This window comes from Kitasatospora sp. NPDC029367 (assembly GCF_055569135.1).
This window is the reverse complement of the sequence record NZ_JBVHYH010000039.1, coordinates 1-24,961: the sequence shown is the minus strand read 5'-3', so window position 1 is coordinate 24,961 and position 24,961 is coordinate 1. Positions and strand designations below refer to the sequence as shown.

Annotated in this window: 20 protein-coding genes and 1 pseudogene; 6 read left to right on the top strand and 15 right to left on the bottom strand. The window is 74.2% G+C overall.

The genetic code is table 11. The features are described 5' to 3' along the window. Positions 1 to 18: 18 nt before the first annotated feature. The 3 genes from ACZ4W5_RS21455 to ACZ4W5_RS21445 form a co-directional block, all read right to left on the bottom strand. Positions 19 to 2,052: a helix-turn-helix domain-containing protein gene (locus ACZ4W5_RS21455; protein ID WP_465656220.1), complete on the bottom strand. Its 2,034-nt coding sequence runs from the start codon at positions 2,050 to 2,052 to the stop codon at positions 19 to 21. A gap of 81 nt (positions 2,053 to 2,133) precedes the next feature. After that, positions 2,134 to 3,489, bottom strand: coding sequence for an MFS transporter (locus tag ACZ4W5_RS21450; protein ID WP_465656218.1), 1,356 nt, complete (start codon positions 3,487 to 3,489; stop codon positions 2,134 to 2,136). A gap of 138 nt (positions 3,490 to 3,627) precedes the next feature. Further along, positions 3,628 to 4,389, bottom strand: coding sequence for a 3-hydroxybutyrate dehydrogenase (locus ACZ4W5_RS21445; RefSeq protein ID WP_465656216.1), 762 nt, complete (start codon positions 4,387 to 4,389; stop codon positions 3,628 to 3,630). A 310-nt stretch (positions 4,390 to 4,699) separates the two neighbouring features. Here ACZ4W5_RS21445 and ACZ4W5_RS21440 point away from each other — a divergent pair, with 310 nt between their 5' ends. Beyond that, entirely contained in the window at positions 4,700 to 6,583 is a 1,884-nt protein-coding gene (locus ACZ4W5_RS21440; RefSeq protein ID WP_465656215.1) for a regulator, read from the top strand. 28 nt (positions 6,584 to 6,611) lie between these two features. Here the strand turns inward: ACZ4W5_RS21440 and ACZ4W5_RS21435 are convergent, their stop codons facing one another. From ACZ4W5_RS21435 to ACZ4W5_RS21425, 3 genes are all read right to left on the bottom strand, one after another. Next, on the bottom strand, positions 6,612 to 7,835 hold the full coding sequence (locus tag ACZ4W5_RS21435; protein ID WP_465656213.1) for a cation:proton antiporter: 1,224 nt from the start codon (positions 7,833 to 7,835) through the stop codon (positions 6,612 to 6,614). 306 nt (positions 7,836 to 8,141) lie between these two features. Next, positions 8,142 to 9,473 carry an NAD(P)/FAD-dependent oxidoreductase gene (locus tag ACZ4W5_RS21430; protein ID WP_465656212.1) on the bottom strand — a complete coding sequence of 444 codons (1,332 nt, stop codon included), beginning with the start codon at positions 9,471 to 9,473 and terminating at the stop codon, positions 8,142 to 8,144. A gap of 346 nt (positions 9,474 to 9,819) precedes the next feature. After that, positions 9,820 to 10,725: a TIGR01777 family oxidoreductase gene (locus ACZ4W5_RS21425; RefSeq protein ID WP_465656211.1), complete on the bottom strand. Its 906-nt coding sequence runs from the start codon at positions 10,723 to 10,725 to the stop codon at positions 9,820 to 9,822. A 65-nt stretch (positions 10,726 to 10,790) separates the two neighbouring features. On the opposite strand from ACZ4W5_RS21425, the gene ACZ4W5_RS21420 reads away from it, so the two are divergent. Both ACZ4W5_RS21420 and ACZ4W5_RS21415 read left to right on the top strand, forming a co-directional pair. Continuing rightward, positions 10,791 to 11,291 carry a GNAT family N-acetyltransferase gene (locus tag ACZ4W5_RS21420; protein ID WP_360227980.1) on the top strand — a complete coding sequence of 167 codons (501 nt, stop codon included), beginning with the start codon at positions 10,791 to 10,793 and terminating at the stop codon, positions 11,289 to 11,291. Positions 11,292 to 11,400: 109 nt separating this feature from the next. After that, positions 11,401 to 12,489, top strand: a complete 1,089-nt coding sequence (locus tag ACZ4W5_RS21415; RefSeq protein ID WP_465656208.1) for a DUF2510 domain-containing protein — start codon at positions 11,401 to 11,403, stop codon at positions 12,487 to 12,489. 13 nt (positions 12,490 to 12,502) lie between these two features. Here ACZ4W5_RS21415 and ACZ4W5_RS21410 read toward each other — a convergent pair whose 3' ends face one another. From ACZ4W5_RS21410 to cobU, 7 genes and pseudogenes are all read right to left on the bottom strand, one after another. Further along, positions 12,503 to 13,018 (bottom strand): DUF4240 domain-containing protein, encoded by a 516-nt coding sequence (locus ACZ4W5_RS21410; protein ID WP_360227974.1) that lies wholly within the window; start codon positions 13,016 to 13,018, stop codon positions 12,503 to 12,505. Positions 13,019 to 13,156: 138 nt separating this feature from the next. Continuing rightward, positions 13,157 to 14,941 (bottom strand): 2-oxoglutarate dehydrogenase, E2 component, dihydrolipoamide succinyltransferase, encoded by a 1,785-nt coding sequence (gene sucB / locus ACZ4W5_RS21405; protein WP_465656206.1) that lies wholly within the window; start codon positions 14,939 to 14,941, stop codon positions 13,157 to 13,159. Between the two features lie 75 nt (positions 14,942 to 15,016). After that, the gene (gene lpdA / locus ACZ4W5_RS21400) at positions 15,017 to 16,405 is read right to left on the bottom strand and encodes a dihydrolipoyl dehydrogenase (RefSeq protein WP_360227968.1); all 1,389 of its coding nucleotides are present in this window, start codon (positions 16,403 to 16,405) and stop codon (positions 15,017 to 15,019) included. A 406-nt stretch (positions 16,406 to 16,811) separates the two neighbouring features. Next, the gene (locus tag ACZ4W5_RS21395) at positions 16,812 to 18,317 is read right to left on the bottom strand and encodes a leucyl aminopeptidase (protein ID WP_360227965.1); all 1,506 of its coding nucleotides are present in this window, start codon (positions 18,315 to 18,317) and stop codon (positions 16,812 to 16,814) included. 257 nt (positions 18,318 to 18,574) lie between these two features. Further along, positions 18,575 to 19,366, bottom strand: coding sequence for an adenosylcobinamide-GDP ribazoletransferase (locus ACZ4W5_RS21390; RefSeq protein WP_465656253.1), 792 nt, complete (start codon positions 19,364 to 19,366; stop codon positions 18,575 to 18,577). Between the two features lie 209 nt (positions 19,367 to 19,575). Then, on the bottom strand, positions 19,576 to 20,691 hold the full coding sequence (locus tag ACZ4W5_RS21385; protein WP_360227963.1) for a nicotinate-nucleotide--dimethylbenzimidazole phosphoribosyltransferase: 1,116 nt from the start codon (positions 20,689 to 20,691) through the stop codon (positions 19,576 to 19,578). An 11-nt stretch (positions 20,692 to 20,702) separates the two neighbouring features. After that, a pseudogene (gene cobU, locus ACZ4W5_RS21380) lies at positions 20,703 to 21,275 on the bottom strand (bifunctional adenosylcobinamide kinase/adenosylcobinamide-phosphate guanylyltransferase); the annotation flags it as partial. A gap of 105 nt (positions 21,276 to 21,380) precedes the next feature. On the opposite strand from cobU, the gene ACZ4W5_RS21375 reads away from it, so the two are divergent. Next, the gene (locus ACZ4W5_RS21375; protein ID WP_360227960.1) at positions 21,381 to 21,581 is read left to right on the top strand and encodes a hypothetical protein; all 201 of its coding nucleotides are present in this window, start codon (positions 21,381 to 21,383) and stop codon (positions 21,579 to 21,581) included. Between the two features lie 26 nt (positions 21,582 to 21,607). On the opposite strand, the gene ACZ4W5_RS21370 is transcribed toward ACZ4W5_RS21375, so the two are convergent. Together ACZ4W5_RS21370 and ACZ4W5_RS21365 are read right to left on the bottom strand one after the other, a co-directional pair. After that, positions 21,608 to 22,348, bottom strand: a complete 741-nt coding sequence (locus tag ACZ4W5_RS21370; protein WP_360228946.1) for a methyltransferase domain-containing protein — start codon at positions 22,346 to 22,348, stop codon at positions 21,608 to 21,610. A gap of 158 nt (positions 22,349 to 22,506) precedes the next feature. Continuing rightward, positions 22,507 to 23,100, bottom strand: coding sequence for a DUF3043 domain-containing protein (locus tag ACZ4W5_RS21365; RefSeq protein ID WP_360227957.1), 594 nt, complete (start codon positions 23,098 to 23,100; stop codon positions 22,507 to 22,509). Positions 23,101 to 23,401: 301 nt separating this feature from the next. Here ACZ4W5_RS21365 and ACZ4W5_RS21360 point away from each other — a divergent pair, with 301 nt between their 5' ends. Both ACZ4W5_RS21360 and pspAA read left to right on the top strand, forming a co-directional pair. Further along, on the top strand, positions 23,402 to 24,217 hold the full coding sequence (locus ACZ4W5_RS21360) for a PspA/IM30 family protein (protein WP_402487495.1): 816 nt from the start codon (positions 23,402 to 23,404) through the stop codon (positions 24,215 to 24,217). A gap of 34 nt (positions 24,218 to 24,251) precedes the next feature. Next, positions 24,252 to 24,551, top strand: a complete 300-nt coding sequence (gene pspAA, locus ACZ4W5_RS21355) for a PspA-associated protein PspAA (RefSeq protein WP_360227951.1) — start codon at positions 24,252 to 24,254, stop codon at positions 24,549 to 24,551. Positions 24,552 to 24,961 lie beyond the last annotated feature (410 nt).

The following is a 24,961-nucleotide window of genomic DNA, read 5'->3' as shown; positions in this document are numbered from 1 at the left end:
CACGCCCGCGTCACCCGTTCAGCCGTCCCGTCCCGCCTCTCCGTCAGCCTTCCCCGATCCCGATCCCGATCCCGATCCCGATCCCGATGCCGCCCCCGCCCCCGATCCCGCCCCCGACCCCGGTCCCGATCCGGACCCCGCCCCGCCCCCGGCCAGCAGTTGCAGGCGCAGCGCCAGTTGCAGCTCCAGCGACCGCTCCGGCCGGTTCCAGTCCCCGCCCAGCAGTGCCTCGACCCGGTCCAGCCGCTGGACCACCGTGTTCACGTGGACGTGCAGCTCGTCCTTGGCCCTGGTCAGGCTGCCGCCGCAGTCGAAGTAGGCGCGCAGGGTGCGGACCAGCTCGGTGCCGCGCCGGGCGTCGTAGGCGAGCAGCGGGCCGAGCGTGGCGCCGACGAAGCCGTCCACGTCGTGGCCGTCGCCAAGCAGCACCCCGAGGAAGCCGAGCGCACCGGCCGAGGCGCCCTCCCCGGCGCGGCCGAGCACCCGCAGGGCCCGTACGCAGCGCAGGCCCTCGGCGTACGAGGCGGCCAGGGCGACCGGCCCGGCGGCGGGGCGCCCGGCGCCGACGGTGACGGCGAAGCCCGCCAGCCGGGCCAGCCGTTCGGCGGCCCGCCGGGCGGTCTCCTCCGGGTCCTCGGCGCGGCCCGGGGCGACGGGCACCAGCAGCGCGACCGCCTCGCCGTGCTCGGCGCTGAGGCCGCGGGAGCTGAACAGGTACCGCCGGGCCGCGCCGGCCAGCCGCCCCCGGTCGCCGCCGTCGCGGTCGGCGGGTTCGGCGGCCAGCGCTAGGTGCGGCCGGGCGAGGTCGACCCCGAGCCGGCGGCCGCGGGCGGTGAGCCCGGCCGGGTCGCGGTCGGGGGCGGTGAGCAGGTCGGTGAGCAGTTCGCCGCGGATCCGGTTCTCGGTCTCCGCGACCGAGCGGCGCAGCAGCAGGGCCAGCGCGGTCACCACGCCGGCCCGTTCGAACAGCCGCCGGTCGGGGTCGTCCAGGTCGGGCCGGCCGCGCAGCACCAGGGTGCCGAGCACGTCGTGCCCGGCCAGCACCGCGCACACCCAGAGCCCGTCGTGCCGTACGGACCGGCCCTCGGCCCGGGAGGCGGCCACCGCGTCGGCGAGTTCGGCCGCGGTGGCGGGCGGTCCGGCCAGTGGCTCGCCCTCGGCGTCCAGGACGGTCGTTTCGCCGCCCAGCAGGTGGGCGACGGCGGCGGCCACGTCCGACACCTCGGCGCCGCGCAGCACCAGGTCGGTCAGCCGGTCGTGGGCCTGCTCGGCGCGCTGGACGGCGGCGGAGTGGGCCCGGACCAGCTCGTTGGCGGCGTTGAGTTCGGCCAGCGCGGCCCGGGTGTCGGCCAGTGCTCCGGCGGTGTCCAGGGCGATCGCGGCGTGCGCGGCCAGGGTGCAGAGCAGCGCGACCTCGTCGGGGGAGAAGGCGCGCGGCGAGCGGTCGGCGGCGAACAGGACGCCGATGACCTTGCCGCCGAGCAGCAGCGGTACGCCGATGATCGCCACCAGGCCCTCGTCCAGCACGCCCGCGTCGATCGTGCCGGTGTGGCGGAAGCGCCCGTCGGTGCGGTAGTCGGGGGTGGCGTAAGGGCGGGCGGTCTGGGCGACCAGCCCGCCCAGGCCGTCGCCGAGGCTGAGTCGCAGGGTCTGGAACAGGACGGAGACCGAGCCGTCGGTGACCCGCATGTAGGTGTCGCCGGCGGCCTGGTCCGGCAGGGTCAGGTACGCGGTGTCGGTGCCGAGCAGCATCCGGGCCCGGCGGACGATGGCCTGCAGCACGGTGTCCAGGTCCCGGGAGGCGGCGAGGTCCCCGGCGGTGTCGAACAGTGCCGTCAACTCGGCTTCCCGGCGCCGGTGTTGGCGCAGCGTGCGGTGCACCCGAAGGGCCTGCCAGGTGGCTTCGTCGATCTCGGCGAGGACGCCGGCCGGCGCCCCGCGGCGGCGGGCGTCGGCCAGCACCTCGGCGAAGTCCTCGGTGGCGGAGCCGGAGGCGAGCAGGTCGAGCAGCCGTCGCAGCGCGGGCGCGGCGCTCTCGTCGGGCCGGTTCATCCGGGGTGGTTCATGGTGCGGGCCGCCAATCGGCGTCGGGTCCGTCGGTGCCGAGGAATCGCGATGCTATCGGCTCGACGTTCAGGCCACGGCGGGCTTTCCGACCGCCGTACCGTCCGTCGACGGCTCCTCCGCGACCTCCGCCAGGTCCTGCCCCCTGGTCTCCCGCCCGCACAGCACCGCCAGCACGGTGACCGCCGCCGCGATCGCCACGTACACCGAGACGGGGGTGGCGCTGCCGTAGTCCTTGAGCAGCGCGGTCGCGATCAGCGGTGCGGGCGCACCGGCCGCCACCGAGGCGAACTGGGCGCCGATCGAGGCCCCGGAGTAGCGCAGCCGGGTCGCGAACAGCTCGGAGAAGAAGGCCGCCTGCGGGGCGTACATCGCGCTGTGGAACACCAGGCCGACCGTCACCGCGACGACCAACTGCCCGAACGAGCGGGTGTCCACCAGCCCGAAGAACACGAACGCCCAGGCCCCGACCCCGGCCGCGCCCACCAGGTACACCGGCCTGCGCCCGACCCGGTCGGACAGCGCCCCGAACAGCGGGATCAGCGCGAACTGGATCGCGGAGCCGATCAGTACGGCGTTCAGCGCGCTCTGCTTGTCGAAGTGCGCGTGGGTGACGGCGTAGGTCAGGACGAAGGTGGTCATCACGTAGTACGAGATGTTCTCCGCCATCCGTGCGCCCATGGCCACCAGCACCTCCCGCCAGTGGTGCTTCAACACCCCGACCAGCGGCGCCTGTTCGGTCTCGGGCCGGTTCGCGACCGCCTGCCGGAACAGCGGCGACTCCTCCACCGCCAGCCGGATCCACAGCCCGACGCCGACCAGCACCGCCGACAGCAGGAACGGCACCCGCCACCCCCACGCCAGGAACGCGCTCTCCGACTGCACCGCCGTCATCAGCGACAGCACGCCCGCCGCCAGCAGGTTCCCGGCCGGCGCCCCGCCCTGCGGCCACGACGCCCAGAACCCCCGCCGCCGCCGGTCCCCGTGCTCCGACACCAGCAGCACCGCCCCGCCCCACTCGCCGCCGAGCGCGAAGCCCTGCACCAGCCGCAGCGCGGTCAGCAGCACCGGCGCCGCCACCCCGACCGAGTCGTACGTCGGCAGCAGCCCGATCGCCGTGGTCGACCCGCCCATCAGCAGCAGGCTCACCACCAGCAGTCTCTTCCGGCCCACCCGGTCGCCGAAGTGACCGAACACCAGCGCTCCGACCGGCCGGGCCGCGAACCCGATCGCGTAGGTCAGGAACGACAGCAGCGTCCCGGTCAGCGGGTCGGTGTTCGGGAAGAACAGCTTCCCGAACACCAGCGCCGCGGCCGTTCCGTACAAGAAGTAGTCGTACCACTCGATCGTCGTGCCGATCAGACTCGCGGCCACCACTCGCGGGAGTGAACTGGTAGCCGCCGAAGCTCGTGCGGGGGCGTTCATGGTCACCACTTCCAGGTGCAGGGGGACGGGGACGGTGTCGCCACAAGGTAGGGAGCCCACGCGCGGCGGCCTATGTGGGTGACCCACACAGCCCGCCGTCCCCCGGTGGCCGGTCACTCCACGACGGTCGAGCACGCCCTAGTGCGCCGTCCAGCCGCCGTCGATCGGCAGGCTGGCACCGGTGATGTAGGCGGCGGCGGGGGAGCAGAGCCAGAGGGCGAGTTGGGCGACCTCCTCGGGTTCGATGAGCCGCTTGACGGCGGTCCGGTCGAGCATGATCCGCTCGACCACCTCCTCCTCGGGGATGCCGTGGGCCAGTGCCTGGGCGGCGATCTGCTGCTCAACCAAGGGGGTTCGGACGTACCCGGGGTTGAGGCAGTTGCTGGTGACCCCGTACGGGGCGCCCTCCAGGGCGACGGTCTTGCTGAGGCCCTCCAGGGCGTGCTTGGCCGTGACGTACGCGGACTTGAAGGCGCTGGCGCGCAGGCCGTGGACGGAGGAGACGTTGACGATCCGGCCCCACCCCCGCTCGTACATGTGCGGGAGGGTGCGGCGCAGGATCCGGAACGGGGCCTCGACCATGACGCGTTGGATGAGGGTGAAGCGTTCGACCGGGAACTCGTGGACGGGTGCGACGTGTTGGAGGCCGGCGTTGTTGACCACGACGTCGGCGTCGGCGGGCAGGGCGTCCACGGCCGCGGGATCGGCCAGGTCGGCGACGATCGCCCGCCCGCCGATCCGGTCCGCGAGCTCCCGGGCCGGGGCGGCCACGAGGTCGACGACGTAGACCCGGGCGCCGGCCCCGGCGAGGGCTTCGGCGCAGGCCCGGCCGATGCCCGAGGCGGCCCCGGTGACCAGGGCCGTGCGGCCGTCGAGCGGGCGGGCAGTAGAGGTGTCCATGACCGAGAACGGTAGGAATCCGGCGGCGCCGCTCCCATGTGGCGGACCGACACAGCATCCCGCTGTGTCATGGCGTCGACCACCACCGACGCCGGTTGACGGTTCGCCCCCGTACGGCCAAACCCATCCTGGCTTCGCTTCCCCACAATGGGCGCGCTTGCTTCACCCGTTCGGAGGATTGGTCGGTCAGATCCACCCATAGCGCCCGAATGCTCGCTACATTCACGCCGATTCCCGACAGGGGGCGCCGCCCCGGGCGAGCCGAACTGCTGGTGGAGCCCGGTGCGACGTCCGAGAGGTGTTGACTGACATGTCCCAACGGCCTGCAACCGACAGCCCGGCGTACGGACCGCTCGACCCGCTCGGCCAGCGCCGAGGCCCGGTCGGCCGGGCCCTTCCGGACGCGCCCGACGCCCTGACCGCCGACACGCTGACCGCTGATCCGCTGACCGCTGACCCGATGGCCGCCGACGCCCCGACCGCCGAGGAACTGCGACTGCCCGTGCAGGCCACGCCCGCCCGGCACGAAGCCACCGCCGCGCCCGCCCCCGCGACCACCAGCGGCCACGGCAGCCACACCGGCCACTCCGGCCCGACGCCGCAGAACGGCCAGCTCGCCGCCCTGATCGAGGAGGCCGGCTTCTCGCACGCGGGCCTGGCCCGCCGGGTCGACCAGCTCGGCCTGGAGCACGGCCTCGACCTGCGCTACGACAAGACCTCGGTCACCCGCTGGCTGCGCGGCCAGCAACCCCGCGGCGCCACCCCGGCGCTGATCGCCGAGGTCTTCACCCGCCGCCTCGGCCGCCGCCTCACCGCCCAGGACCTCGGCCTGGACGCCTGCGCCCCGGTCTACGCGGGCCTGGAGTTCGCCGAGACCCCGCAGGAGGCGGTGGACATCGTGGCGAGCATGTGGCGCAAGGACAACGGCCCGCAGTCCGAACTGCGCCGGATCGCCTTCACCCCGGCCGGCCTGGTCGTCCCCAGCCGGGACTGGCTGATCGGCCGCACCGACGAGCGGGTCGCCCGGGACGGCTCCACGCTGACCCGCCCGGACACCGCCACCGGTCCGCCCGGCGCCGCCCCCGGCGCGCCCGCGTCGAACGCGCCCGGCGCACCCGCCGCGGGCCCGGCGCGCACCCAGCCCACCGGCGCCCCGGGCGTGCGCAGCACCGCCGGAACCACCGGCACCGCCGCCACCATCGGCCGGGTGCCCACCCAGAGCCGCCGCCCGCCCGCCGCCGTCGAACCGCCGTACACCGACCCGACCCGGGAGGCCCGCCCCGCCCTGCGGGTCGGCCGCGGCGACATCGCCGCCATCCGCGCCGTCGGCGACCTCTTCCGCGCGCTCGACCACGCCTACGGCGGCGGCCACGCCCGCCAGGCGCTGGTCCGCTACCTGGAGAGCGAGGCCGAGCCGATGCTGCGCGGCCGCTACGGCGAGCAGATCGGCCGCGCCCTGTTCGGAGCCGTCGCCGACCTCACCAGGCTGGCCGGCTGGACGTCCTTCGACATCGCCGCGCACGGCCTCGCCCAGCGCTACTTCGTCCAGGCGCTGCGCCTCTCCCAGGCCGCCGGGGACCGCGCGCTCGGCGGCTACGTGCTGGTGACGATGAGCCAGCAGGCCGTCCACCTGGGCCACGGCCGGGAGGCCGTCCAGCTCGCCCGGGTCGCCCAGCAGGGCGTCGGCACCGCCGTCCCGCCGGTGGTCCAGTCGCTGATGCACGCCGCCGAGGCCCGGGGCCACGGCCTGCTGGGCGACGTCCGCTCCTGCACCACCGCGCTGGTCCGGGCCGAACGATCGCTCGCGGCCTCCCGTACCGGCGACGAACTGCCCTCCTGGGCAAGGTACTTCGACGAGGCCCAGCTCTCCGACGAGTTCGCCCACTGCTACCGCGACCTCCAGCAGTGGCGCACCTCCGCGCAGCACGCCGAGAAGTCGCTGCGGCTGCGCTCGCCCGCCTACGCGCGCAGCCGGATCTTCTGCCGGCTGGTGCTGGCCACCGCCCGGCTCGGCATGGGGGACCTCGACGAGGCCTGCACCATGGCCACCGACGCGCTGCGCGCGGCGGGGGAGATGCGCTCGGCCCGCTCGCTGGAGTACGTCCGGGACTTCCACCGCCGCCTCACCCCGTACCGGGGCAGCCAGGTGGCCCGGGCCTTCGAGGAGACGGCCCGCCAGGCGGGCGTGATCTGACGGAACCGGCCGTGCGAGGGCCGGGAGCTCACCAGCTCTCGGCCCGGACCCTCGGCCGCTCGGCGTCGGCGGCCGCCGCCTGCCGCCCGCCCCGCACCCGCTGCGCCGCCAGCGGGAACACCAGGACCGACAGCATCCCGGCGCCGACCAGCGCCGCCGCCGTCGAGGAGGGCAGGTGCCCGGCCTCCACCTCGATCGTGGTGATCACCACGACCAGCGGCAGCGCCGTCGACGCGTACAGCCCGAGCGCCGCACGGTCCCGCCCGCCCAGCCCGCCCGGGGCGAGCAGCCCGGCCGGCAGGCCGCGTACGGCGAGGAACAGCAGCAGGAACACCGGAACGAGCAGCAGCGTGCCGGGGTCGTCCAGCAGCGCGTTCAGGTCGAAGTTCATCCCGCTGACCACGAAGAAGATCGGCACCAGGAAACCGAAGCCGATGCTCTCCAGCTTGGCCTCGATCACCTCCTCCTCGGCCCGGCGGATGTCGGAGAGCAGCAGCCGGGAGACGATCCCGGCGGTGAAGGCGCCGAGCAGCATGTCCAGGTCGAGCCAGAGCGCGGCCGCGACCATGACGGCCAGCACCAGGATCACCGCCCGGATCGCGAACTGCCCGGAAGTGCGCAGGGTCCGCTCGATCAGCCGGGTGGCCCAGGCCGGGCGCGGCCGGCGGGCGCCGAGCACGGCGACGGCGGTGATCACCGCGAAGGCTCCGAGGATGACCGCGGTCCGGGCGGGGGAGTTGCCGCTGAGCAGCACGGCGATCGCGATGATCGGGCCGAACTCCCCGACCGCACCGGTGGCCATCACCAACGAGCCGAAGGGGGTGGGCAGTTCGCCGGAGTCGCGGAGGATCGGCAGGATCGTGCCGAGCGCGGTGGTGGTGAGCACCAGCCCGGCGAAGGCGCCGTCCCACGGGTCCCGGTTGACCAGGGCGCCGATGCCGAGGGCCAGTACGAGCGAGACCAGCCACGCGGTGCCCGCCCGCTTCAACGGGCCGCCGCGCAGCTTGGCGAAGTCGATCTCGTACCCGGCGAGGAACATCAGCATGGCCAGGCCGAACTGGGACAGCGCCTTCACCAGCTCATCGACGTGCGCCCAGTCCAGGACGTCCGGGCCGATCAGGACGCCGAGCACGATCTCGAACACCACGGTCGGCACGGCGATCCAGCGCAGCAGCCGGTCGGCGAGCAGCGGCGCGGCGACGGCTGCGGCGGGGATCAGGATCAGCGTCACCGGGTGGGCGGAGGTGCTCACCGGGCGGCCGGCCGGGCGACGGCGGTCGCTCGGACGGCGCGGGGTGCCCGAGCCATCCGATGAGCGGTCAGAACGGTCATGCCGGGCATCCTGGCACGCCGTCGGTCTGTCACCCCGGCAGACCGCTGGCGTGTCCCGGCACCCGCACCACCGCCCCCGTCACCGCGCCCGTCACCGCTCCCGTCACCCCCAGCGCCGCCCGGACGCACACCGGTACTGCCGGGCGGCCCCGAGCGGCCCCGAGCGGCCCCGACCGGCCCGAGAGGCCCCGACCGGCCCCGACCGGCCCGGGCGGCCCCGGGCGGCTCAGGCCGCCGCCTCGGCCTCCCGCTCCCCGGCCGGCAGCCCCAGGTCGCCGAGCACCGCCCGCGCCGCCCGCCGCCCGGAGACCAGCGCGCCCTGCACGGTGCTGGTGTCCCGGTGGTCCCCGGCGACGTACAGCCCGGCCAGCAGCCGCACCGGACGGCGGAGGTTGTGCGGCGGCGGCATCGCGGGCAGCGCGTCCGGGACGTGCCGCACGCTGAGGAACTGCCAGTCCGCCGTCGAGGTGCCGTACAGCTCGGCGAGCCGGGTACGGACGGCCGGTTCCAGCCCGGCCGGGCCGCCCGCGTCGAAGGAACGCCGGCCGAGCACGGTGCTGGCGACCAGCGCCTGCCCGGCCGGGGCGTAGGACGGGTGCAGCTCGCTGAGCACCAGCGAGTGCGAGACCAGCGGCGGGTGGCCGTTCGGCCGGTCGGCGTCCAGCAGCAGTACGGCCTCGGCGAGCGGGGCGCGGTCGGCCGCGTGGAAGAAGGTGGTGACGGGGTGGAAGTCGGGCAGCCGCAGCCCCGGCAGCAGCTCGGCCGCGGAGCGGGCGTCGGTGGCGACCACCACGGCCTGGGCGCCGATTCGCCCGTGCGCGAGGGTCTCCACGCCGTCGGCGCCGATCGAGGTGACCTGCACCCCGGTCCGCACCGTGCCGACGGGCAGCGCGGCGGCCAGCTGGGCGGGCACGGCCGCGATCCCGTCGGCGGGCAGACAGAGCCGGCCGCGGGCGTACGAGCGCAGCACCAGGTCGGCGATCCGGCTGCTGGTGCCGAGGGCCGGGTCGCCGAGCAGGGCGCTGAGCAGCGGGCGCAGGAAGCCGTCGACGGTGCGCGGGGCGAGGCCGTGGCCGGCCAGTGCGCGGGCGGCGGTGGTCTCCGGGCGGGCCTGCGACCGGGCGGCGGGGGTGGTGGCGATCCGGCCCAGCCAGGCTCCCAGGCGGGCCTTGTCCAGCGGGCTGCCGAGCGGGGCCCGGAGCGCGGCCTGCCGGGCGGCGGTGAGCTGGGGGTCCCCGGCGCGGTAGCGGCGGCCGGCGCTGTGCACGAGTACGCCGGGCGCGAGCGGGCGCAGGTCCAGGCGGTCGAGGTCGAGCGCCCGGCGCAGCTCCGGGTAGGCGGTGTTGAGCAGGTGGCTGCCGTCGTCGAGGCGGAAGCCGTCGAGCTCGCGGGTGGCCATCCGGCCGCCGATCCGGTCGGTGGTCTCCAGGACCTGGACGGTGAGGCCTTGGCCGGTGAGCGCGCGGGCGGCGGCCAGGCCCGCGAGTCCGGCGCCGACCACGACGACGTCCGGGTCGGACGGGCGGCGGGCGCGGCGGGTGAAGTCGTACGTGGGCACTGGCGTGCTCCCTCCCTGGGGTTCCCGGGGCTCCGGCCGACGCAGGCAGCGGGGTGCCGGGCACGGTCCGAGGAAGGTGATGCCCCGTCAGTGTGAGCATCAGACAAGCGGAGCGGACTCGATGCTGGGCTCGTGCGGGTCGTGCGCCGCCGGGCGGGGGCGCGGTCACGGACAGTGCGCCGTGGCGGCCGGGATGCCGGGTCGGCGGGCGCGCACGGTCACCGGGGGCGTGCGACGCGCCCGCCGTGTGCTCCCGTGCGCCCCCTCCCGGAGCCCCGTCCGACCCCGCCCGGCATATGCCCCTGGCCAGGGTGAATGCCGTAGCGGGCCTACGCAGAACGAGGGGTCACAGCGCCGCCCGCACCGCCGAGTCCAGGTCCGGGTGCGCGAACCGGAAGCCCGCGTCCAACAGCCGCCGCGGCACCACCCGGTGGCTCCCGACCACCTCGATCGCCAGCTCCCCGAGCACCGCCTTCAACACCGCCTCCGGCACCGGGAACGGCGTCGGCCGCCGCAGCGCCCGGCCGAGGGCCGCGGTCAGCTCGGCGTTGGTGGCCGGCTCCGGCGCGGTGAGGTTGAAGGCGCCGGAGAGGTCCTCGCGGTCGATCAGGAACCGCAGCGCGGCCACCTCGTCGGCCAGCGAGATGTAGCTCCAGTACTGCCGGCCGCTGCCGAGCCGCCCGCCCAGGCCCAGCTTGAACAGGGGGAACAGCCGCCCGCCCGCGCCGCCCGCAGCGGACAGCACCATTCCGGTGCGTGGGTGGACGACCCGGATCCCGGCCCGCTCGGCGGGCCGTGCGGCCGCCTCCCACTCCAGGCACACCTCGGCCAGGAAGTCGTCCCCGGCGGGAGAGCCCTCGTCGATCACCCGGTCGCCGGTCTGCCCGTACCAGCCGACCGCGGAGGCGCTGACCAGCACCCGCGGCGGCCGGGGCAGCTCCGCCAGCGCCACCGCCAGCGTCTCGGTGCCGTACACCCGGCTCTCCCGGATCTCCCGCTTGTAGGAGTCCGTCCAGCGGCGGTCGCCGACCCCGGCGCCGGCCAGGTGCACCGCGGCGTCGATTCCGGCGAGCCCCTCCCGGTCGACCTCGCCGAGCAGCGGGTTCCAGCCGATCGCGGTGCTCCCGTCGGGCTGCGGGCCCGTCCTGGAGCGGTGCCGGACCAGCCGGACCACCTCGTGGCCGTCCGCCAGCAGGGAGCGGACGAGGGCCGAACCGATCAATCCCGTGGAGCCCGTGACAGCGATGCGCATGGGCCCATCCTCGCAGGCCTTATCGCCTGTCACCTTTCGCACGCGCCCCAGTAGCATCACGCGGCATGACCCGCGAAGACGATCTGACCATCCGCCCGGCCCGCCCCGAGGACGAGCACGGGCTCGCCGAGCTCGACCGCGCCGTCTGGTCCCCCCTCTCCGAGGTCTCCCCGAAGCCGCCCGTCGGGAAGCGGGTCTTCGACGAGAGCCGCACCCCCGACCAGTTCCTGCTCGCCGTCCTGGACGGCCGGATCGTCGGCTACGTCCGCCAGATCCCGCCGACCCGACTGGCCGTCAACCGGCACGTCCGGCAGATCCAGGGCCTGGCCGTCGACGGCTCGGTCCGCGGCCGGGGCATCGGACGACGGCTGGTCGAGGCGGCCTGCGAGCAGGCCCGGGCGCTCGGCGCCCGCAAGCTGACCCTCCGGGTGCTCGGCTGGAACGCCCCGGCCCGCCGGCTGTACGAGAGCTGCGGCTTCACGGTCGAGGGCACGCTGGCCGAGGAGTTCCTGATCGACGGGCAGTACGTGGACGACGTGTGGATGGCCCGCCGACTGGCGGACTGAGCCGACCGAACCGCCGCCCGCTGCCCTGACGGTCCGCCAGGGCAGTTGCGGCGCAGTCGTGACGTACCTGCCCTGTCTGGAGCGGCGGACCGCCGGGTACCGTACGCCCGTGAGCAACTCGACGCCTCCCGGGTGGTACCCGGTCCCGGGTGCGGACGGCACCCCCGGTCACGAGCGCTGGTGGGACGGCAACGCCTGGACCGCCGAGGTCCGGCCGCTCCAGGCCCCCGGCGGACAGCTCGCCGACGCCCCGACCCAGGGCTGGCAGCCCCCCGCCCCGCAACCGCCGCAGGCCGGCTACGGCTACCCGGCACAGAGCGGCTCACCCGCCCCCGGCTACGGCTACCCGGCGCAGGACGCGCTCCAGTCACCCGGCTACGGTTACCCCGGCCAGGGCCCGTACGCCGGCCAGCAGCAGTACCCGGGCCGGCCGGGCTACCCCGGCCAGGAGGCCTACCCGGGCGCCGGCTACGGCTACCCGCCGCCCGCCCCCCGGAAGAACCGGACCGGCGTGATCGTCGGTAGCTCGGTCGCGGTGCTGGTCGTCGGCGGGATCATCGCCGGGCTCGCGTTCAGCGGCGGCGGGGACACCAAGGCCGACCCGACCCCGAACCCCACGGTCACCGTCACCCAGAGCGACAACCCGACGCCGAGCCCCACCCCGACCCGGAGCACGCCGGCCCCCAAGCCCGTCCCGTCGGTCAAGAGCACCGTCCCGGACCCGCAGCACGCGATCACCGTCCCGGTCCTGGACGGCTGGGACGCGGCGACCAACTCCGCGCACTCCACCGTCTACCTCGGCAGCGGCCGCTACTCCTGCGCCGACGGCAACTCCTGCATCCGCGGCCAGTTCTCGATCGAGAAGGACACTGTGCAGGGCGACACCCCCAAGGGGGCCGCCGACTCGGTGATGCCGACCTACGCCGGGACGATCTTCTCCGGGATCACCTCGCACACCGACTCCGGCTCCGGCTACGTCTCCGTTGCCGGTGTGCTCGGCTACGCCACCCGCTGGCACGTCCGCACCTCGGACGGCACCCAGGGCTACGTCCTGCTGGCCGCCGTCCCGGCCAAGGGCGGCGGCTACGTGATCTTCGAGGGCGGCGTGGACGACGACCCGGCGGCGCCGGACCCGGCGGTGCTCGACCAGATCCTCAAGGGCATCAAGCAGGACAGCTCCGCCGGCAGCAGCACCTGACCCCCCGAGAGGACTAGTCCCCGTACCGCTCCCAGAGTTTGGGGAAGCGCTTCGCCATCACGTCCGGGTCGTCGAAGTCCAGGAACGCCCCGGCCGGCCGCCCCGCCTGCCGCCCGCCCACCTCGGGCAGCGGCAGGCCGGTCAGCCGCTCGTACGCCTCGTCGGCGGCGTAGCCGAGGTCCTCGGCCTCGCCGTCCTCCTCCTCGTCGAACTCGGGCAGCAGGTCCGCCAGGTCGTCCGGTTCGGCCAGCCCGCCCTCGAAGACCTCCCGGCCCTGGCCGATCAGCCAGCAGCGGAAGTAGTCGAAGGTGTCCTCGGAGGCGCCGTCCAGCAGCAGGTGGGCCGCACCCCACAGGTCGTAGCGGTAGGCGCGCTGGAACCGGGCCTCGAACAGCCGACCGAAGTCGATCACGTCGTCGGGGGTCAGCTGGACCAGGCGCTCCACCAGCCGCTCGGCCTGTTCGTCGGGATCGCCGTCGGCGGCCTCCCAGGTGTCGTCGATGATCTGCCAGAAGTCGGTCTCGTCCATCACCGCTCAAGCATCCCTTTTCTGTCGTCTCCACGCATGCCATGACCCGGCGGGAACCGCATCCCGGGAAGCGGCGGAGCCCCGCGCCGTCCGGTGACGACACGGGGCTCCGTAGGACCGCGCTGCGGTCGTGCTGTGCTACAGGCCGAGCTCGACCTCGAACTCGCCGGCCTCCAGGATCTCCTTGACCGCGACCAGGTAGCGGGCGGCGTCGGCGCCGTCCACCAGGCGGTGGTCGTAGGAGAGCGACAGGTAGGTCATGTCACGGATGCCGATGGCGGTGCCGCCGTCGGCCTCGATGACCACCGGGCGCTTGACGGTGGCGCCGATGCCCAGGATGGCGGCCTGGTTCGGCGGCACGATCACGGTGTCGAACAGGGCACCGCGCGAGCCGGTGTTGCTGATCGTGAAGGTGGCGCCGGACAGCTCGTCCGGGGTGATCTTGCTGTCGCGGACCTTGGCAGCCAGCTCGGCGGTCTTCTTCGAGATGCCGGCGATGTTGAGGTCGCCCGCACCCTTGATGACCGGGGTCATCAGACCCTTCTCGGAGTCCACCGCGATGCCGATGTTCTCGGTGTCGAAGTAGGTGATGGTGCCCTCGGCGTCGTTGATCCGCGCGTTGACGACCGCGTGGACCTTGAGCGCCTGGGCGGCGGCCTTCACGAAGAACGGCATCGGGGAGAGCTTGACGCCCTCGCGGGCCAGGAAGCCCTCCTTGGCCTTGGCGCGCAGCGACATGATCTTGGTGACGTCCACCTCGACCACGCTGGTCAGCTGGGCCTGCTCGTGCAGGGCCTTCATCATGTTGTCGCCGATGACCTTGCGCATGCGGGTCATCTTGACCGTCTGGCCGCGCAGGGCGGACGGCGCGGCGGCGGCCTTCGGCGCGGCGGCAGCCGGAGCGGCGGCGGCGGCGACCGGAGCCGGGGCGGCCTTGGCGGCCTCCGCGGCGGCGATGACGTCCTGCTTGCGGATGCGGCCGCCGACACCGGTGCCGGTGACGGAGGACAGCGCGACGCCGTGCTCGGCGGCGAGCTTGCGCACCAGCGGGGTGACGTAGGCGTCACCGGCGTCGGCCACCGGGGCGGCCGGAGCGGCGACGGGGGCCGGAGCGGCAACCGGAGCCGGAGCGGCAACCGGAGCCGGAGCAGCGACCGGGGCGGCCGGGGCAACCGGGGCCGGGGCAGCGACCGGGGCGACCGGAGCCGGGGCGGCAACCGGGGCCGGAGCGGCCGGAGCCGGGGCGGCGACGGGGGCCGGGGCGGCAGCCGGAGCCGGAGCGGCAGCGGCGGCACCCGGGGCACCGATCAGCGCGAGCTGGGCGCCGACCTCGGCGGTCTCGTCCTCGCCGACCAGGATCTTGACGACGACGCCGGCGACCGGCGACGGGATCTCGGTGTCGACCTTGTCGGTGGAGACCTCGAGCAGCGGCTCGTCGATCTCGACCGTCTCACCCTCGGCCTTGAGCCAACGGGTGACGGTGCCCTCGGAAACGCTCTCGCCCAGGGCGGGCAGCAGCACCGGGGTGGCGTCGCCGGCCGGAGCAGCCGGAGCAGCCGGAGCGGCCGGGGCGGCAGCCGGAGCAGCCGGGGCCTCGGCAACCGGAGCCGGAGCGGCAACGGGGGCCGGAGCGGCGACGGGCGCGGCCTCGGCCACGGGGGCCGGGGCGGCGGCCGGGGCACCGGTGCCGTCGTCGATGATCGCCAGCTCGGCACCGACCTCGACGGTCTCGTCCTCGCCGACCTTGATCGAGGAGAGGATGCCGGAAGCCGGGGCCGGGATCTCGGTGTCGACCTTGTCGGTCGACACCTCGAGCAGCGGCTCGTCGACCTCGACGCGCTCACCCTCGGCCTTGAGCCAACGGGTGACAGTGCCCTCGGAAACGCTCTCGCCCAGCGCGGGCAGTGTTACTGAGACCGCCATGGTTTCAGCGACTCCTATCAAGTCTTGCGTACGGGAAGTACGGGAAGTACCGGAAACGGGGGGTGGTGGGCGCGATCAGTCGTGCGCGTGCAGCGGCTTGCCGGCCAGCGCCAGGTGCGCCTCGCCCAGGGCCTCGGACTGGGTCGGGTGCGCGTGGATCAGCTGCGCGACCTCGGCCGGCAGGGCCTCCCAGTTGTAGATCAGCTGGGCTTCGCCGACCTGCTCGCCCATGCGGGCGCCGACCATGTGGACGCCGACCACGGCGCCGTCCTTGACCTGGACGAGCTTGATCTCGCCGGCGGTCTTCAGGATCTTGCTCTTGCCGTTGCCGGCCAGGTTGTACTTGAGGGTGACGACCTTCTCCTTGCCGTACAGCTCGACGGCCTTGGCCTCGGAGATGCCGACGGAGGCGACCTCCGGGTTGGAGTAGGTCACGCGCGGGACGCCGTCGTAGTCGATCGGCACCGGCTTGAGGCCGGCCAGCCGCTCGGCGACCAGGATGCCCTCGGCGAAGCCGACGTGGGCCAGCTGCAGGGTCGGGACGAGGTCGCCGACGGCGGAGATGGTGGGCACGTTGGTGCGCATGTACTCGTCGACCAGGACGTAGCCGCGGTCCATCGCGACGCCGTTCTCCTCGTAGCCGAGGCCGGCCGAGACCGGGCCGCGGCCGATGGCGACGAGCAGCAGGTCGGCGTCGATCTGCTTGCCGTTCTCGGTGGAGACGCGGACACCGGACTCGGTGTACTCGACGCCCGAGAAGCGGGCCTTGAGCTCGAACTTGATGCCGCGCTTGCGGAACGCGCGCTCCAGCAGCTTGGAGGAGTTCTCGTCCTCCAGCGGGACGAGGTGCGGCAGCGCCTCGACGATGGTGACGTCGACGCCGAAGGACTTCCAGACCGAGGCGAACTCGACGCCGATGACGCCGCCGCCGAGGATGACGGCCGACTTCGGGATCCGGTCGAGCTTGAGGGCGTGGTCCGAGGAGATCACGCGGTTGCCGTCGATCTCCAGGCCCGGGATCGAGCGCGGCACCGAACCGGTGGCGAGGACGATGTGGCGGCCCTCGATGCGCTGGCCGTTCACGTCGACCGAGGTCTGCGAGGAGAGCTTGCCCGCGCCCTGGATGAAGGTGACCTTGCGGGACGCCACCAGGCCCTGGAGGCCCTTGTACAGGCCGGCGATGACGTCGTCCTTGTACTTGTGGACGCCGTTGATGTCGATGCCCTGGAAGGTGGCCAGGACGCCGAACTCGGCGGCCTCCTTCGTCTCGTCCGCGATCTCGGCGGCGTGCAGCAGGGCCTTGGTCGGGATGCAGCCGCGGTGCAGGCAGGTGCCGCCCAGCTCACCCTTCTCGACCAGGGCGACGCTCAGACCCAGCTGAGCGGCGCGGAGCGCCGCGGCGTAACCGCCGCTTCCGCCTCCGAGAATGACTACGTCGAAAACGGTGCTGGCGTCGTTCGCCACGTCACGTCCTCCATGCAATGGGGTGGGTCGCCGGGCCGGTCGCGGTCCGGTGGGTCGGAAGCCTTTGTGGGGCGCCCAGTCGTGCCGGAAATACATCTTCGCACTTGTTCGCGGTGGCTGATGTCCGGGTCCACCCCAGGGGTGTCCCACGGAGTGGTCACCGGGGCGGGAACACCCCCGACGGAAGGGCATCATCGCAGCTCAAGGCCTTGTTGACAGCCGCCGGACGGGCGTCGTCCGCCCGCTTCGGCGCCACCTCTTCCGCAGTGCGGAACAAAGTTTCGCCCGTGGCGAACAGAGGTGCGGTGGGGTCTTCGGGCCTACTCGCAGGTAACCCGTGCGGGAACGCCGACGGGGGCCCGGCGCACGCGCGCCGGGCCCCCGTCGGGATTCGGATCCGCTCGGATCAGGCCTTGCCGTTGGCCGCGGTCTGCTCCGCGAACCGGACCAGGGTGCGCACCGCGCTCGCGGTGCCGCCCTTCGGGGTGTAGCCGAACGGGGCGCTCTCGTGGAACGCCGGGCCGGCGATGTCCAGGTGCGCCCAGTCGATGCCCTCGGCCACGAACTCCTGGAGGAACAGGCCGGCCACCAGGCCGCCGCCCATCCGCTCGCCCATGTTGGCCAGGTCGGCGATGGTCGAGTCGGTCATGCCCTTCTTGAGCTCGGCCGGCAGCGGCATCGGCCAGGACTGCTCGCCCACCTCGCCCGCGAGGGCGTGCAGGTTGTCGCGCAGCTCGTCGTTGTTGGCCATCACACCGAAGGTGCGGGTGCCCAGGGCCAGCACCATGGCGCCGGTCAGGGTCGCCACGTCGACGATGACGTCCGGGTTCTCCTCGCCGGCCTTGACGATCGCGTCGGCCAGCACCAGGCGGCCCTCGGCGTCCGTGTTCAGCACCTCGACGGTCTTGCCGCCGTACATGCGCAGCACGTCACCCGGGCGGGTGGCGGAGCCGGACGGCATGTTCTCGGCCAGCGCGAGCCAGGCGGTGACGTTGACGGCCAGGCCCAGGCGCTTGGCGGCCACCACGGCGGCGAACACGGCGGCGGCGCCGGCCATGTCGCACTTCATGGTCTCGTTGTGGCCGGCCGGCTTGAGCGAGATGCCGCCCGAGTCGTAGGTGATGCCCTTGCCGACGAAGGCCAGCGAGGCCTTCGCCTTCGGGTGGGTGTAGGCCACCTTCACCAGCCGCGGCGGGTTGGTCGAGCCGTTGCCGACACCCAGCAGGCCGCCGAAGCCGCCCTTGGTCAGCGCCTTCTCGTCCAGGACCTCGACCTTGAGGCCGTGCTCCTTGCCGGCCGCCTGGGCGATCGCGGCGAAGCTCTTCGGGTTCAGGTCGTTCGGCGCGGTGTTGACCAGGTCGCGGGCGCGGTTCATCTCCTCGCCGATCGCGGTGGCCCGCTCCACGGCGGCCTTGGCGTCCTTGTTGCCCTTGCGGGCGGTCAGCAGGACCAGCTCGCCGACCGGCTCCTTGCCGTTGCCGTTGCCCTTGTACGTGCCGAAGGCGTACGAGCCGAGCAGGCCGCCGAGCGCGACCGCCTCGACCTCCTCCGCGGACTCGGCCGGCAGGGCCAGCGCGGCCTTCTTGACGCCGGCCAGGGCGCGGGCGGCGACACCGGCGGCGCGGCGAAGCGCCTCCAGGCCGTAGCCGTCCTCGGCCGCCTCGCCGAGGCCGACCGCGAGCACGAGCGCGGCCTTGAGACCGGCGGGGGAGGCGACCTTGACGGTGTCGCCCTCGGCACCGGTCGCGCCCAGGGTGCCGAGGATCTCGGCCAGCTTGCCCTCGAACGCCTCGTTCACGGCCTCGGCACCGGGGGCCAGCACGATCCCCTTGGGGCCCTTCGCGACACCGACCACCAGGGCGTCCGCGCGCAGCGAGGCGGCGGAGGAGGTGCTCACAGACAATGCAGTCACGTAATGCGTCCTGTTCTTTCGCGGTCCACGGCCGGTCGCGGCGTGACTGCCGCACCGGCGCAGCCCGCCGTCGCAGGCCGTCCGCCGGCGGGCCCTGTGGGTCCGGGCCCCCTGGCGCGCGCGTCCGCCGGAGTGGCCGCGCACACCAGAGGCCCCGGCTCCTCGGTGCGCGCCGGGCGGGCAGGACCTGCCACGGTGCAGGGCTGCGGTGCTTCACGCATGGTAGTCCGCATGGTGGGATCACGCGCCGCCCGGTGTCAGCCGAGCAACGCCAGGGCGAACAGCGTCCCGGTGGCGGCGGTCTCGGCCGTCGCGCCGAGCACGTCCCCGGTGATCCCGCCGAACCGGCGCACACACCGGGTGAGCAGCAGCCGGGCACAGCCGACGCCGAGCACAACGGCCAGCGGGAGGCGTACGGCTGACCATCCGTCGAACAGTCCGGCCGCGGCCACGGCGAGCGCGGCGGCCAGCGTCCCGGTGGCGGCCGCGGCGGGGGCGACGGTGCTCGCCACCATCGCCCCCAGCCCGCCCGGGCGGGCGGCCGGCACCGACCGCAGGCAGCCCCAGGCCAGCGCGCAGCGCGCGGCCACCGCCGAGGCGAGCACCGCGAGGGCGCCGCGCGGCGTCGACTGCCCGAACTGTCCGGCCAGGGCGGCGACCTGGGCGAGCAGGACCAGCAGCAGGGTCAGCACCCCGAACGGGCCGATGTCGGACTGCTTCATGATCCGCAGCGCGTCCTCGGCCGGCTTGCCGCTGCCCAGGCCGTCGGCGACGTCCGCCAGGCCGTCCAGGTGCAGCCCCCGGGTCAGTGCGGCGAGCACCCCCACCGCCGTCACCGCGGCGAGCGGTCCGCCCGCCCGCCAGGCCACCAGGGCGCCGGCCCCGGCCGCGATCGCGCCCAGCACCAGGCCGACCACCGGAGCCGCCGTCATCGCCCGGCCCGCCGCGGCCCGGTCCCACCGCTCGACCCGCACCCGCAGCACCGACAGCGTCCCGAACGCGAACCGCAGCCCTTCACCCCAGGTCGCCCGCTCGCCGCCGTCGGCCATCGCTCCCACTCGCTCCTCCACCGCACCCGAACCGAACCCGAACCGCACCCGAACCGCACCCGCCGCGCACCGGGGCTCGCCCTGACCAGCGGAAGCCCCCCCGACAAGCAGAATCCCCGCGCCCCGGAGTAGGGGCACGGGGAACCGCGCGAAGCGGAAGGCCACGGACCGGGAGCCGACCTCCGACGCCCCCGCCCCCGTGGCAGCCGCTACAGCTTCCTGAGCAGGTCGGCGGCCGACGGCAGCTTCGGCTGCTCCTTCGGCGCCGAGGGCACGAACGGCCGGGGCGCCTCGTCCGCGAGCGCGTCGCCCGCGGCCTGGAGCAGCGGCAGTGCGAGGACCGCGCCGACGCCCTCGCCCAGGGTGATCCCCTGGTCCTGCAACGGCGTCAGGGTCAGCCGGTCGTACGCCTTCGCCTGGGCGGGCTCGCCGCTGGACTGCCCGGCCCGCCACCACTCCGGCGACCGGAAGGCGATCCGCTGTGCGACCAGCGCGCAGGCCGAGGAGACCACGCCGTCCAGCACCACCGGCAGCCGGCGGACGGCGGCCTGGAGCAGGAAGCCGGTGATCGCGGCGAAGTCCGCCCCGCCGGTGGCGCCGAGCAGCGCCAGCTGGTCGCCGAGCACCGGGCGGGCCCGTCGCAGCGAGTCCCGGATGGTGGCGCACTTGACCATCCACACCCGGTCGTCGATGCCCGAGCCGCGTCCGCACACCGCGGCCGCGTCCGTCCCGCACAGCGCGCCGACCAGGACGGCGGCCACCGTGGTGGAGCCGACCCCGAGGTCGCCGAGCAGCACCAGGTCGGTGCCGGCGTCGGCCTCCTCGTCGGCCACGGCCATGCCGGCCCGGAAGGCCCGGACGGTCTCCTCCGGGGTGAGCGCGTCCTCGACGTCGATCCGGCCGGAGCCGCGCCGGATCCGGTGGGCGACCACCTCGTCCGGGAAGTCCGCCGGGTCGGCGTCCACCGCGACGTCGACGACCCGTACGTCGGCGCCGTAGCGCGCGGCCAGCCGGGCCACCGGGGCGCTGCCGTCGAGCACCGCCCGCACCCGGGCCGCGGTGCCGCCGTCGGCGGGCAGTCGGGAGACGCCGAGCGCGGCCACGCCGTGGTCGGCGGCGAACAGCAGCACCTTGGGCGCCGAGACCGGCCGCACCGGGGAGCGCCCCTGTACGGACGACAGCCAGCTGCCCAGCTCCTCGAGCTTGCCCAGGCCGCCGCGCGGTCGGCCGGCTTCCTGCCAGCGTTCCTCGGCGGCCCGTCGGGCGCTGTCGTCGGGGCGCTCGACGAGCGAGGAGAACGTATCGAGATCCACGGTCGTGTCCATCGTCCGGAAGGCTACACGGCGCAGGTGTGCGGGCTCGGCTTGACCGTCAGAACCTGTCCCGCGACCACCAGCAGGACCTGCTCGGAGGCGTCCGCCACGGCCATGTTGAGCCGGCCCAGGGTGTCCCGGAAGCGCCGTCCGGCGGCGGTGGCCGGGACGACGCCCATGCCGACCTCGTTGCTCACCGCGACGGCGGTCCGCCGGGTTCCGGCCCAGGCCGCGGCCAGGGAGGCGCAGCGGCGCTGCACGGCGGCCTCGCCGCCGGCCGCCCAGGCGTCGTCGTCCCAGGCGTCGCACTCGTCCATCACGGCGGTCAGCCACAGTGCCAGGCAGTCGATCAGCACCGGCGCCGGATCCTCGGCGTCGGCGAGTACGGCCTCCAGGTCGCAGGTCTCGGCGGTGCGCCAGCTCGCCGGCCGGCGGTCCCGGTGCAGGGCGACCCGCTGGGCCCACTCGGCGTCGCCGTCCCGGGTGCCGCCGGTGGCCACGTACAGGACGTCCGGGTGCTCGGCGAGCAGCTGCTCGGCACGGGTGGACTTGCCGGAGCGCGCGCCGCCGAGCAGCAGCGTGCGGGGGAGCGGAGGGTGCGTCGCCATGCCGCCCATCCTGCCCGACAGGCATACGGAAGATCGGGCCGGGCAGGCTAACCTGCGCAGCACACAAGGCAGCGTCAGTGGGAGGAGCCGGGCATGGTCTGGACGTGGCGGTACGAGAAGGCGGACGGCAGCGCGGTGGCGTCGACCCTCGGGCAGGAGGAGTTCGCCGGCCAGGGCGACGCCGAGACCTGGATCGGGGAGAGCTGGAAGCAGCTCGCCGAGGAGGGCGTGGACAACGCCGTCCTGCTGGACGACGACCGGGTGATCTACTCGATGAGCCTGCACGAGGGCTGACCGACGCAACTGCCCGTCAGGGGTGGTTACTTCGCACCGATCACGTGCAGCAGCGCGGCGACCTGCCGGTACGGGTCGGTGCGGCCGGCCCGGTCCTCGGCCTCCAGCAGCTGGGCCAGCTGCCGCCCGTCCACCGGCGGGGCGGCGTCGTCGGGCGCGTTGTCGGTGAAGACCCGGACGCCGTACCAGTGCCGGACCGGCACCGAGACCTCGGAGAGGGTGACGGTCAGGTCGGCGAGCCGGTCGGCCCGGGCGGCCAGTCCGAGCCGGTTGTAGTACCGGTCGCTCTCGAAGGCGTGCAGGGCGGCCCGCCAGTCCCCGGCGGCGGCGGGCCGCAGCGCGAGCGCGTCGCCGTTGCGCACCAGCAGCGAGAGCAGCCCGCCCGGCGCCAGCAGCCGGGCCAGCGAGGCGATCATCGGGTCCGGGTCCGGCAGGTACATCAGGACGCCGTGGCAGAGCACCACGTCGAAGCTGCGCGGGCCGAACCAGCGCCCGCACTGGTGGCCGTCGCCGCTGAGCAGCTGCAGTCGGCCGTGCACCTCGGGCGGCTCCTGGGCGAGCGCCCCCTGGGCGACGCCGAGCGCGACCGGGTCGGAGTCGATCCCGGTGACGTAGTGGCCGGCCCGGGCCAGCCGCAGCGCCTGGGTGCCCTGCCCGCAGCCGATGTCCAGGACCCGCTGGGCGGTGCGGCCGGCGAGCTGCTCGGCGAGCTGCCGGGAGACGAGCTCCTGCCGGACGAAGTTGCGCAGTCCGCCGAGCCGGTCCAGCCAGGCCGCGGTGCCGCCGGCGAAGGAGCCGCTGCGGGAGGGCAGCCGACGTTCCTGACCGAGCCGGTCGTGGCCGCCGTCCCCCTGCCCGGGCAGTGCGTAGAGGCCGGGCCCTTCCCAGGAAGGCGGGGCCCAGCCGGAGTCCACCGGTTCGGCGGTCAGGGCTTCTCCCCGCGCCGCACCTGCGGCTTGGGCAGGCGCAGCCGCCGCATCTGGAGGGTGCGCATGATGCCGTAGGCGACCACGCCGCGGGTGTTCTGCCCGGCGAAGCGCTCGCCCAGCTGCTTGCGCAGGCCGAGGCCGAGGCGGACGAAGTCCAGGATCACCAGGACGAAGAACAGCAGGAACAGCAGCGTGGACAGCAGCTGCAGGGCGGGGATCTTGACGATGCTCAGCACCAGGATGACCACGGCGGCCGGCAGGAAGAACTCGGCGAGCGACCAGCGGGAGTCCACGTAGTCGCGGGCGAACTTGCGCACCGGCCCCTTGTCGCGGGCCGGCAGGTGGCGCTCGTCGCCGTCGATCAGCGCCTGGCGCTGCTTCTCGCGCTCGACGCGCATCCGCTCGCGTGCCTGGCGGGAGGCCTCCTTGCGGTCCTTGGGCACCACGACCCGGGTGCGCCGGCTGGCCTCGGCCTCGCTGCGCTTGGGGGTGGGGCGGCCCTTCTTGGCCTGCGGGTGGCGGGCCTGGGGCGTCTCGTCCTCCAGCACGGTGGCGGAGGCGGCGGCATCATCTGAACGGCGTCGGAACACACCCCCAGCGTACGGGGTGCGGCACCGTGACCACGGGTCCCCTCGGACCCAAACGCGTATCGATCCGTTCGGCCGCGTTCCGACCGGGGTTTCCCGGGCTCTTCCCGTAGGGGATCAATCGGATGGAGTATGGGGAGGATGAGAGGCGGATCCACCCGGGGGATGAGGTTCTGCCGCTGGTCGCTGTAGCAGTCTTGTTGCAGGCAGGTGCACTGCGGCGACGGGCTCGCTGCACATACACTCGTCGTGTCTGGTAACGAGATTTAAGACCGCAGGCCGGAGAAGGGGGCACCCGAGGCCCATGAGCGACGGAATCATGAAGCGTATGGGGCTGATCTTCCGCTCCAAGGCGAACAAGGCCTTGGACCGGGCGGAGGATCCCCGTGAGACGCTCGACTACTCCTACCAGAAGCAGCTCGAACTGCTGCAGAAGGTACGGCGTGGCGTCGCGGACGTCGCGACCTCGCGCAAGCGCCTGGAACTCCAGCTGACCCAGCTGCAGCAGCAGTCGGCGAAGTACGAGGACCAGGGCCGCAAGGCGCTCTCCCTCGGCCGCGAGGACCTCGCCCGCGAGGCGCTGACCCGCAAGGCCAACATGCAGTCCCAGATCACCGATCTGGAGACGCAGTACCAGGCCCTGCAGGCTGAGGAGGAGAAGCTCACGCTCGCCTCCCAGCGGCTCCAGGCCAAGGTGGACGCCTTCCGCACCAAGAAGGAGACCATCAAGGCCACCTACACCGCGGCGCAGGCGCAGACCCGCATCGCCGAGTCCTTCTCCGGGATCTCGGAGGAGATGGGCGACGTCGGCCTGGCCATCCAGCGCGCCGAGGACAAGACGGCGCAGATGCAGGCCCGGGCCGGTGCGATCGACGAGCTGCTGGCCTCCGGCGCGCTCGACGACGCCAGCGGTCTCGGCCGCAAGGACGACATCGAGGCCGAGCTGGAGCGGGTGGCCGGCGGTTCCGACGTCGAGCTGGAGCTGGCCCGGATGAAGGCCGAGCTGTCCGGCGGCCCCGCCGCCGGTCCGGCCGCGATCGAGCAGGGCAAGCCGGCCCAGCAGCCGCAGTCGCAGGACTCGCACCCGCAGGACACCCCGCGGATCAACTACAACAAGTGAGCTGGAACCACCCACGAACCAGGAGAAGCGCAGCATGATCATGAGGGTCATGGGTGAGGGGCAGTTCGAGGTGGGCGAGGACCACCTGAGCCTGCTCAACCAGCTCGACGACGAGCTGCTCACCGCGGTGGAGTCGGGCGACGAGGACACCTTCCGCCAGGCCTACGGCAAGCTGCTGGACGCCGTGAAGCAGTACGGCACCCGGCTGCCGGACGACTCGCTGGAGCCGTCCGAGCTGATCCTGCCGAATGCCGAGGCGACCCTCGACGAGGTCCGGTCCCTGCTGCTCTCCGAGGGCGAGGGCGTCATCCCGGGCTTCCCCGAGTACGAGTAGCCGCGCGGCCGCTGCCAGACGAAAGGGCGGGTCCCCTCCGATCGGAGGGGACCCGCCCTTCGCTGTGATTCGCCCCCGCTCGCCTCCGGGGCGCTTGACCCGGTGCCGACGGTCGTCGCTCCGATGCCCCTCGTTCCTCGGGGCCTCCTCGCTCCTCGCTTTCGGCACCGGCGCGCCCCTTCGGCTCGGGGCGGGGATTCGCCCACTCGCCTCCGGGGCGCTCGGACCCGGTGCCGACGGTCGTCGCTCCGATGCCCCTCGTTCCTTGGGGCCTCCTCGCTCCTCGCTTTCGGCACCGGCGCGCCCCTTCGGCTCGGGGCGGGGGCTCGGGGGGGGGGGGGGGGGGGGGGGGGGGGGGGGGGGGGGGGGGAAGCCTTGACCCGGAAAGGAGCGGAAGGGGGGGCGAGCAG

What these genes read in the sequence shown, in the direction of transcription:
- sucB (WP_465656206.1), bottom strand. Translation starts at nt 14,941, where the DNA reads ATGGCGGTCTCAGTAACACTGCCCGCGCTGGGCGAGAGCGTTTCCGAG.
- ACZ4W5_RS21410 (WP_360227974.1), bottom strand. Translation starts at nt 13,018, where the DNA reads ATGGACGAGACCGACTTCTGGCAGATCATCGACGACACCTGGGAGGCC.
- ACZ4W5_RS21455 (WP_465656220.1), bottom strand. Translation starts at nt 2,052, where the DNA reads ATGAACCGGCCCGACGAGAGCGCCGCGCCCGCGCTGCGACGGCTGCTC.
- ACZ4W5_RS21420 (WP_360227980.1), top strand. Translation starts at nt 10,791, where the DNA reads ATGACCCGCGAAGACGATCTGACCATCCGCCCGGCCCGCCCCGAGGAC.
- ACZ4W5_RS21425 (WP_465656211.1), bottom strand. Translation starts at nt 10,725, where the DNA reads ATGCGCATCGCTGTCACGGGCTCCACGGGATTGATCGGTTCGGCCCTC.
- ACZ4W5_RS21450 (WP_465656218.1), bottom strand. Translation starts at nt 3,489, where the DNA reads ATGAACGCCCCCGCACGAGCTTCGGCGGCTACCAGTTCACTCCCGCGA.
- ACZ4W5_RS21440 (WP_465656215.1), top strand. Translation starts at nt 4,700, where the DNA reads ATGTCCCAACGGCCTGCAACCGACAGCCCGGCGTACGGACCGCTCGAC.
- ACZ4W5_RS21385 (WP_360227963.1), bottom strand. Translation starts at nt 20,691, where the DNA reads ATGGACACGACCGTGGATCTCGATACGTTCTCCTCGCTCGTCGAGCGC.
- ACZ4W5_RS21390 (WP_465656253.1), bottom strand. Translation starts at nt 19,366, where the DNA reads ATGGCCGACGGCGGCGAGCGGGCGACCTGGGGTGAAGGGCTGCGGTTC.
- pspAA (WP_360227951.1), top strand. Translation starts at nt 24,252, where the DNA reads ATGATCATGAGGGTCATGGGTGAGGGGCAGTTCGAGGTGGGCGAGGAC.
- ACZ4W5_RS21445 (WP_465656216.1), bottom strand. Translation starts at nt 4,389, where the DNA reads ATGGACACCTCTACTGCCCGCCCGCTCGACGGCCGCACGGCCCTGGTC.
- ACZ4W5_RS21375 (WP_360227960.1), top strand. Translation starts at nt 21,381, where the DNA reads ATGGTCTGGACGTGGCGGTACGAGAAGGCGGACGGCAGCGCGGTGGCG.
- ACZ4W5_RS21360 (WP_402487495.1), top strand. Translation starts at nt 23,402, where the DNA reads ATGAGCGACGGAATCATGAAGCGTATGGGGCTGATCTTCCGCTCCAAG.